The sequence below is a fragment of the Streptomyces sp. NH27 genome, from assembly GCF_056859195.1.
In genome coordinates this window covers 1-7,365 of sequence record NZ_JACEGK010000399.1, presented here as the reverse complement: position 1 = coordinate 7,365, position 7,365 = coordinate 1, and the positions used below count along the sequence as shown (strand labels likewise).

The following is a 7,365-nucleotide window of genomic DNA, read 5'->3' as shown; positions in this document are numbered from 1 at the left end:
CGCTCGGTCGCCCCGACCCCGGTCGAACCCGCTGCCGTCCGGCCCCCGTTGGACACGGCCGCGCCCCGCTCCGTGCGCTGCTGCGCGTACTCCTCGGCGCGCCGCCCGGTGGGCCGCTCCGGCCGCGGCGGCCGGACCGTCGCCAGCCCCCGCGCCTCCCGCGTCGCGATCTCCGCCAGCCGCTCGGAGAGCTGCACGGTGGAGGGCCGCTCCTCCGGGTCCTTCGCGAGACACGCGTACACCAGCGGAGCAAGCGCGTCCGGCACCCCGACGAGATCGGGCTCCTCGTGCACCACCCGGTAGAGCATCACCTCGGAACTGCCCTGCCCGAACGGCGAGTCCGCGGTCGCCGCGTACGCCAGCGTCGCCCCGAACGCGAACACGTCCGTGGCCGGCGTGACCGCCGCGCCCCGCACCTGCTCGGGCGCGAGGAACCCGGGCGAGCCGACTGCCGTCCCCACGTGGGTGAGCGTGCTCGCCCCGGTCGCCCAGGCGATCCCGAAGTCGATGATGCGCGGACCCTTGGGCGACAGCAGGATGTTCGACGGTTTGAGGTCGCGGTGTACGACGCCGGCTTCGTGGACGGCCACCAGCCCCTCCGCCAGCGCCGCCCCGATCGCGGCGACCTCGGCGGCCGGCAGGATGCCGACCTCGGCGACCTTGTCGTGGAGCGACGGCCCGGGGACGTACTGCGTGGCGAACCACGGCCGTTCGGCCTCCAGGTCCGCGGCGACCAGCCGGGCGGTGCAGCCGCCCCTGATCCGCCGGGCCGCCGACACCTCACGGGCGAACCGGGACCGGAACTCCTGGTCCTCGGCCAGCTCCGGCCTGATCACCTTCAGCGCCACCCGCTGCCCGCGCTTGTCCGCGCCCAGGTACACCACACCCATGCCGCCCGCGCCCAGCCGCCGATGCAGCCGGAACGAGCCGACGACCCGCGGGTCCTCGCGCCGGAGCCGCATCATCGCCATGTCTGTCCGTCCCCTACCTCCGGTGGTGGGGGAGAGGGCCCCACTCCGCGTCGCTGGCCGGTCGGCCGCCCACAGCTTACGTACTCAAGTCCCGCTGCGCGTTGATGCCTCGCAGGCGACGGGCCGTGAATTGTCAGTGCCTGGTGGCATTCTGAAAGTACGGGAGATGACGCGAGTGGCGGACTCCGACCGGGCGATGCGGTCGGGCGGCCGGTCGCGGCACCCCCGTGAAGTCGCCAACGGGCAGTCCACCAAGGGGGAGTGACGCCGTGAAAGGTGATCGTGTGGAGATAGTCGTCGACGCGGGTGATACCACCCGCACCTATGAGGTGACCGCGACCCGCGCCGGCCGCAGGGTCGAGACCGCGGTGCGCCGCGGAGTGGTGGAGGTGAGCGAGGTCACCCGTAGTGGCACCTCGGTGCGCACCGCCCGTTTCATGGCCACCCGCGTGCTCGCCCTGGTCGAGCACCCCGTTCCCCGCGAGGACCCGGCCCCCGGGTCCACCGTGCCCCCGACCGCGTCCGTCCGGCCGCCGGCGCCCTGATCAGTTATGGACGGTCTCCGGGACACCCCTGAGACGTGCACGGCCGACGTCCACCCTGGGGAGTATGCGACGGATAGGACGTCATCCTCCGGGAGGCCGGAAAGGGGTCCGGAGGCATGACGACCTGGGCATTGTCGGCCCATAGATTTGAGGTCAAGCGGCGGGCGATGTGCTCGTCCCCCGAGGTCAAGCGTCCGCCGCCCTACACGTGAACAACAAGGACTCGACCACCGCCGCACCCGCGGCGGGGTCGCACAGACGTCGTCCGTGATCGGCCCGTTGGGGCGTCACACCACGCACCAGGCCCGGAAGAGCGGTCCGGGTCGGGGATCACCGGTCTCAACCCCGTGGGGACGGGGGTAGGGCGGACGGCAGCGGTTGCCCGGGTATCAGCCGATACCCGGGCACAGCGCTGTTTCCGGGCCGCATGGACCCACGCGAAAGGGCCGGAGACGTCTCCGTCTCCGGCCCTCGCCGAATGTGGACGATACTGGGATTGAACCAGTGACCTCTTCCGTGTCAGGGAAGCGCTCTCCCGCTGAGCTAATCGTCCGGGATGGTGCTGCACAGACTGCTGCGGTGGTGCTGGTGATACAGATGGTGCCGATGACGCGTGCGCGATACTGGGATTGAACCAGTGACCTCTTCCGTGTCAGGGACGCGCTCTCCCGCTGAGCTAATCGCGCGGGGGTCCAGCTAGGTGCAGCAAAGGCCCCGGTCGGGGGCCAGTGGACGATACTGGGATTGAACCAGTGACCTCTTCCGTGTCAGGGAAGCGCTCTCCCGCTGAGCTAATCGTCCTTGGAGGTGGAGACGGGATTTGAACCCGTGTAGACGGCTTTGCAGGCCGTTGCCTCGCCTCTCGGCCACTCCACCAACACAGCAGGGGTTCGGGATGATCCCCCACATCGAGCGGACGACGAGATTCGAACTCGCGACCCTCACCTTGGCAAGGTGATGCTCTACCAACTGAGCCACGTCCGCAGGTGCCGCCACCGTAGACTGCTCGGCGACGAGTTGAACTCTAGCGGATTCCCGGTCCAGCTCAAAACCCGGTTTCCGCAGCGTGCCGGGCCAATGACAAGCTGCTGACGGCGAAGCTGCCGGCCGCCGCCGGCCAACGGCCCGTTCGGCACCTTGCCCAGCAGCCCGCTCACCTGCGCGGTCCGGCCCGTCCCCGGTACTCCGCCCGACCACCAGGAAACCCCGTGCGCGACCCTTCCGCCCTGCCCCCGACAGCCCGTTTCGGCCCGCTCGTCGCCTCCGACCTCCGCGATGTCACCGACGACGTGGCCGCGCTGGACTCCGCGGGCTTCTGGGCGGTCGCGGCGGACTTCGACGGCCGTACGGTCTGCGCCCGGTTCGGCGACGTGCGGCACGAGCCCCGACCCGCGCCGCCGCCCGGTGCCACCCCGGCCACCGTCGCCGCGGACGTCGGCTGGCGCGGCCCCGACCCGCGCGCCTGGACCTCCTCGATGGACCAGGCGGCATACGAGGAAGGCGTACGCGAGATCCGGGCCAGGATCGCGACCGGCGAGGTCTACCAGGTCAACCTCTGCCGGGTGCTGACCGCGCCGCTGCCCACCCGCCTTGACGTCGGCCCCGGTTCCGCCCCCGGCGCCGGCTCGGATGCGGGCGCCGCCGCCTCCGCGTACGGCGACATCGACGCCCTCGGCGCCGTCCTCGCACACGGCAACCCCGCCCCGTACGCCGGCACGATCCGGCTGCCCGCGCACGGCGTCGAGATCGCCACCGCGTCCCCCGAGCTGTTCCTGCGCCGCCGCGGCTCCACCGTCGAGTCCGGCCCCATCAAGGGCACCGCCCGCACCGCCGCGGAATTCCTCAGCAAGGACCATGCGGAGAACGTGATGATCGTCGACCTGGTGCGCAACGACCTCGGCCGGATCTGCGCCACCGGCACGGTCACCGTGCCCGCCCTGTGCGCGGTCGAGCCGCACCCCGGCCTGGTGCACCTGGTCTCCACCGTCCGTGGCGAACTGCGGCCCGGCGCCGGCTGGCCGGAGCTGTTCGCCGCCGCGTTCCCGCCCGGCTCGGTCACCGGCGCCCCCAAGTCCAGCGCGCTGCGGATCATCGCCGAGTTGGAGACCGCCCCGCGCGGCCCGTACTGCGGTGCGATCGGCTGGGTCGACGCCGACCGGCGCACCGCCGAACTCGCCGTCGGCATCCGCACGTTCTGGATCGACCGGAGCCTGCCGGGCGGCCCCGTGCTGCGCTTCGGTGCCGGCGCCGGGATCACCTGGGGCTCCGACCCGCACGGCGAGTGGGCCGAGACCGAATTGAAGGCCGCGCGGCTACTGGCGGTAGCGTCGAAGGAGTACCCCGGGCAGCGCGAAGCGCCGGCCGAGCGCGAGGGGTACGAAAAGCAGGTAGGGCACGAAGGGGCGGCACCCGGCTCGGGCGCCGCGCGCGGCGGTGAAAGGACAGTACGGTGAGGATCTGGGTGGATGGCGGGCTGCGGGACGCGGCCGACGCCACGGTGTCCGTGCTCGACCACGGCCTGACGGTCGGCGACGGTGTCTTCGAGACCCTCAAGGCCGAGCACGGCCGGGTCTTCGCGACCACCCGGCACCTGCACCGGCTGGCCCGCTCCGCGCGCGGCCTCGGCCTGCCCGAGCCCGACCTCGACGAGGTGGCCCGCGCCTGCGAGGCGGTGCTCGCCGCCAACCCGATGCCGCTCGGCCGGCTGCGCGTCACCTACACAGGCGGCCCGTCCCCGCTCGGCTCCGACCGCGGCGACGCCGGCCCCACCCTCGTGATCGCCCTCGGCACCGCGAGCCCCCGCCCCGACACCACCGCCACGGTCACCGTGCCCTGGACCCGCAACGAGAAGGGCGCGCTGACCGGCCTGAAGACCACCTCCTACGGGGAGAACGTGGTCGCCCTGGCCCGTGCGCACGCCGCCGGCGCCTCCGAGGCGCTGTTCGCCAACACCCAGGGGCAGTTGTGCGAGGGCACCGGCTCCAACGTGTTCGTGGTGATCGGCGGCCAACTGCTCACCCCGCCGCTGGAGTCGGGCTGCCTGGCCGGCATCACCCGCGCGCTCGTCGCGGAGTGGACCGGCGCGGAGGAGGCCGAACTGCCGCTCGGCGCCCTCGCGGAGGCCGACGAGGTGTTCCTGACCTCCACCCTGCGCGACGTCCAGGCCGTGCACCGCGTCGACGACCGTACGCTGTCCGGTGCGCCCGGGCCGGTCACCACCAAGGCGATGCGGGTCTTCGCCGAGCGCGCCGCCGCCGACCCCAACCCGTAGGAGCGCCCGCTGTGACCACCACCCTGCGCCCGGCCCGGCCGGTGCGCACCGAGGACGACGGAACCCGCTCCGCCGCCTATACCGTGTGCGTCAACAGCCGCCCCGTCGGCGCCATCGCGATCGGCACCGACCGGCGCTACGGACCGACCGTCGGCCGGATCAACGCGCTGACGATCGACGAGCCCGACCGGCACCGCGGCCGCGGCACCGTCGCCGCGCTCGCCGCCGAGGAGGTGCTGCGGCAGTGGGGCTGCGCCCGGGTGGAGACCACGGTCGGCGCCGACATGCCGTACGCCCTGCGGATGGCCGCGGCGCTCGGCTACACCGAGCGCAATCGCGGCATGCTGCTCGCGCTGCCCGAACCGCCGGCCGGCGGCCACCACACGCTGCCGCCCGGCACCGCCCTGCGCCCGATGCGCGAGGACGAGTACGGCGGCTGGCGCGCATACGAACGCGACGGCTACCTCGCCGCCCTCACCGGCTCGGGCATCCCGCGCGAGCAGGCGGAGACAGCGGAGACCGCCGGCTTCGACCGCGCCTTCCCCGACGGCCTGGCCACCCCCGGCACCACGATCCTCGTCCTCGAAGTGGACGGCGCTCCCGCCGGCCACCTCGCCTGGATACGGCTCGCCGACCCGTCGTGGGTCGCCTCCGTCGAGGTCGCCCAGGAGCACCGCGGCCACGGCTACGGCCGCGCCCTCATGCACGTGGCGGAGGACCTCACCCGCGACGCCGGCGCCTCCTCGCTCGGGCTGAACGTCTTCGCTGCGAACGCCACCGCGGTCCGCCTCTACGAATCCCTCGGCTACCGCCCGACCGACCACCACTTCAGCAAGCCCCTCCTGTAAGGGGGGCGGGGCGCGGGAGCTGTTGCCGCTGGAGGGCCCGCGCGGGCGTCACCGTCGGCTACGAAAACGGGCCCGCCGCCGGGGAGTTGGGCAACCGCACGGGGGCCGCGCGCCGTGGCCGCCGGGGGACCGCGCGGGATGTCCGCCCGGCCGCTGTTCAGGCCAGCAGGCGGTCCGCGATCTCCTCGATCCGCTCGCGCAGCCCCTCCTGGGTCTTGGAACCGTCGAGCAGTTCGTCGCCGATCACGTAGGTAGGTGTGCCGGTCACGCCGATCGCCTTGCCCTCGGCGACGTCGGCGTCCACCACCAGCAGATGCCGGCCGTCGATCAGCGCGGTGTCCACTTCCTCGGCGTCCAGGCCCAGTTCGGCCGCCGTCTCGACCAGCACCGGCTCGCCGCGGTGGGCCAGTTCCTCCGTCCGCGCGAGCACCGCCTCCGCGTACGGCTGGCCCTTCCCCTGCGCGTGCGCCTCCTCGTACGCCTGCGCCGCCGCCTGCGCGTGCTGGTGCTTGGCCAGCGGGAAGTGCCGGAACCGGATGTCGAGCGCGGCGCCGTACCGCTCGCGCAGCGCCCGCAGGTCGGCGAGCGCGGTGTGGCAGTCCGGGCACTGCAACTCGCACCAGACGTCGAGCACGGCGGGGGAGGGGATGTCGGTCATACCGTTCAGTCTCCCACCGCTCCGGAGGGCCGCGCGCCGGGCTCCGCCTCCCCCCCACGACCTACCGCTCACGGAGGAGGCACCCGGATTTGCCCCCCAGATCCGCGGAACCGGCCGCCTCATCGTGGCCGCAGGGGGCCTGGGCGAGGCAGGATGGGGGAGACCACTCTCGCGGGGCCCGGCCGGACCCCCGGGCCGACCCGCAGCCGCAGGAGCCGCCGGATGCTGACCGATACGCTGTGCGCCGCCCTGTCCGCGGGCGGCCTGGCCATCGCGATCGTGACCGCCTACCGCCGCAGATTCCTGGCCGCGACCCGGATCGCCGCGGTCTCGCTGCTGCCGGTCGGCCTGGCGCTGGCCGGCCTGGTCACCCTCGGCCGCAAGGTCGGCACCGCCACCGGCGACTGGGCCGTCGACCTCGTCTTCAAGCCGACGGTGTGGCTCGGCTTCGGCGTCATCGCTTGCTCCGCGGTGCTCTTCGGCATCACACGGCTGGTCTCGGGCCGCCGGCAACGGCGCGGCGGCGCCGACTCCTCCGGCGCCCCGGCCGGGCCCGCTGCCGTGGCCGGCGCCTCCGGTCCCGCAGCCGAGCCCGTCCCGGCGCTCAGCGCGGGCAAGCGGCGCTCCCGAGGATCCGCGGACGGTGGCCTGTCGGACTTCGCGGACATCGAGGAGATCTTGAAGCGGCGCGGGATCTGAGCTCATCCGGGGCCGTCCGCGCAAGTCGGTCCCGGCATCCGAGACGCAGGTAAACACCCTTGTAAAGTCCGCGTGTTGGGCGACGCGGGGTGCGGCGCTGCGCGATCATCGCGGTGTGCTGCCCACCCCCGGGGACGTCATCGCCCCTTCGCGGCCGGACCGTGCCGAACTGCCCGCTTCCGCCCTCGCTGCCCTCATCACCCTCCCCGCCGTCGGTTGTGAGCGACCGCTTCTGCTCGCCGTCAGGCCCGTGCCCGTACTGCCCGCCGTGCCGGTGCGCGCGGCACTGCCGCCCGCGCCGCCGTGTCCGGTGCTTCCAGCGCCACCGGTTCGACCGGTTCGACCGGTTGCACCAGGCCAACCTGTCCACCCC

Annotated in this window: 7 protein-coding genes and 5 tRNA genes; 5 read left to right on the top strand and 7 right to left on the bottom strand. The window is 73.4% G+C overall.

All coding sequences use genetic code 11. The features are described 5' to 3' along the window. Positions 1-971 (bottom strand): serine/threonine-protein kinase (locus tag AC13HU_RS27185; protein WP_483044588.1); only part of this gene is annotated, 971 nt, incomplete at its 3' end. 269 nt (positions 972-1,240) lie between these two features. On the opposite strand from AC13HU_RS27185, the gene AC13HU_RS27180 reads away from it, so the two are divergent. Next, positions 1,241-1,516: a hypothetical protein gene (locus tag AC13HU_RS27180; protein ID WP_483044587.1), complete on the top strand. Its 276-nt coding sequence runs from the start codon at positions 1,241-1,243 to the stop codon at positions 1,514-1,516. 481 nt (positions 1,517-1,997) lie between these two features. On the opposite strand, the gene AC13HU_RS27175 is transcribed toward AC13HU_RS27180, so the two are convergent. From AC13HU_RS27175 to AC13HU_RS27155, 5 genes are all read right to left on the bottom strand, one after another. Then, positions 1,998-2,069 (bottom strand) — tRNA-Val (locus AC13HU_RS27175). 61 nt (positions 2,070-2,130) lie between these two features. Beyond that, a tRNA-Val gene (locus AC13HU_RS27170) sits at positions 2,131-2,202 on the bottom strand. Between the two features lie 43 nt (positions 2,203-2,245). After that, a tRNA-Val gene (locus AC13HU_RS27165) sits at positions 2,246-2,317 on the bottom strand. A 1-nt stretch (position 2,318) separates the two neighbouring features. Beyond that, positions 2,319-2,392, bottom strand: a tRNA-Cys gene (locus AC13HU_RS27160). Positions 2,393-2,427: 35 nt separating this feature from the next. Next, a tRNA-Gly gene (locus tag AC13HU_RS27155) sits at positions 2,428-2,500 on the bottom strand. 224 nt (positions 2,501-2,724) lie between these two features. On the opposite strand from AC13HU_RS27155, the gene AC13HU_RS27150 reads away from it, so the two are divergent. Genes AC13HU_RS27150 through AC13HU_RS27140 form a run of 3 tightly spaced genes read left to right on the top strand, consistent with a single transcriptional unit; the run spans position 2,725 to position 5,635 of the window. Beyond that, positions 2,725-3,969, top strand: a complete 1,245-nt coding sequence (locus AC13HU_RS27150; protein ID WP_483044586.1) for a chorismate-binding protein — start codon at positions 2,725-2,727, stop codon at positions 3,967-3,969. Continuing rightward, entirely contained in the window at positions 3,966-4,787 is an 822-nt protein-coding gene (locus AC13HU_RS27145) for an aminotransferase class IV (protein WP_483044585.1), read from the top strand. The genes AC13HU_RS27150 and AC13HU_RS27145 overlap by 4 nt, the downstream gene beginning before the upstream one ends. 11 nt (positions 4,788-4,798) lie before the next feature. Then, positions 4,799-5,635, top strand: coding sequence for a GNAT family N-acetyltransferase (locus AC13HU_RS27140; protein ID WP_483044584.1), 837 nt, complete (start codon positions 4,799-4,801; stop codon positions 5,633-5,635). A 157-nt stretch (positions 5,636-5,792) separates the two neighbouring features. On the opposite strand, the gene AC13HU_RS27135 is transcribed toward AC13HU_RS27140, so the two are convergent. Continuing rightward, positions 5,793-6,293, bottom strand: a complete 501-nt coding sequence (locus tag AC13HU_RS27135; protein WP_483044583.1) for a DsbA family protein — start codon at positions 6,291-6,293, stop codon at positions 5,793-5,795. 222 nt (positions 6,294-6,515) lie between these two features. Here AC13HU_RS27135 and AC13HU_RS27130 point away from each other — a divergent pair, with 222 nt between their 5' ends. Then, positions 6,516-6,992 (top strand): hypothetical protein, encoded by a 477-nt coding sequence (locus AC13HU_RS27130; protein ID WP_483044582.1) that lies wholly within the window; start codon positions 6,516-6,518, stop codon positions 6,990-6,992. The last annotated feature ends 373 nt before the right edge of the window (positions 6,993-7,365 follow it).

Excerpts from the sequence above, each read along its gene's own strand:
- AC13HU_RS27135 (WP_483044583.1), bottom strand. The coding sequence starts at position 6,293 with ATGACCGACATCCCCTCCCCCGCCGTGCTCGACGTCTGGTGCGAGTTG.
- AC13HU_RS27130 (WP_483044582.1), top strand. The coding sequence starts at position 6,516 with ATGCTGACCGATACGCTGTGCGCCGCCCTGTCCGCGGGCGGCCTGGCC.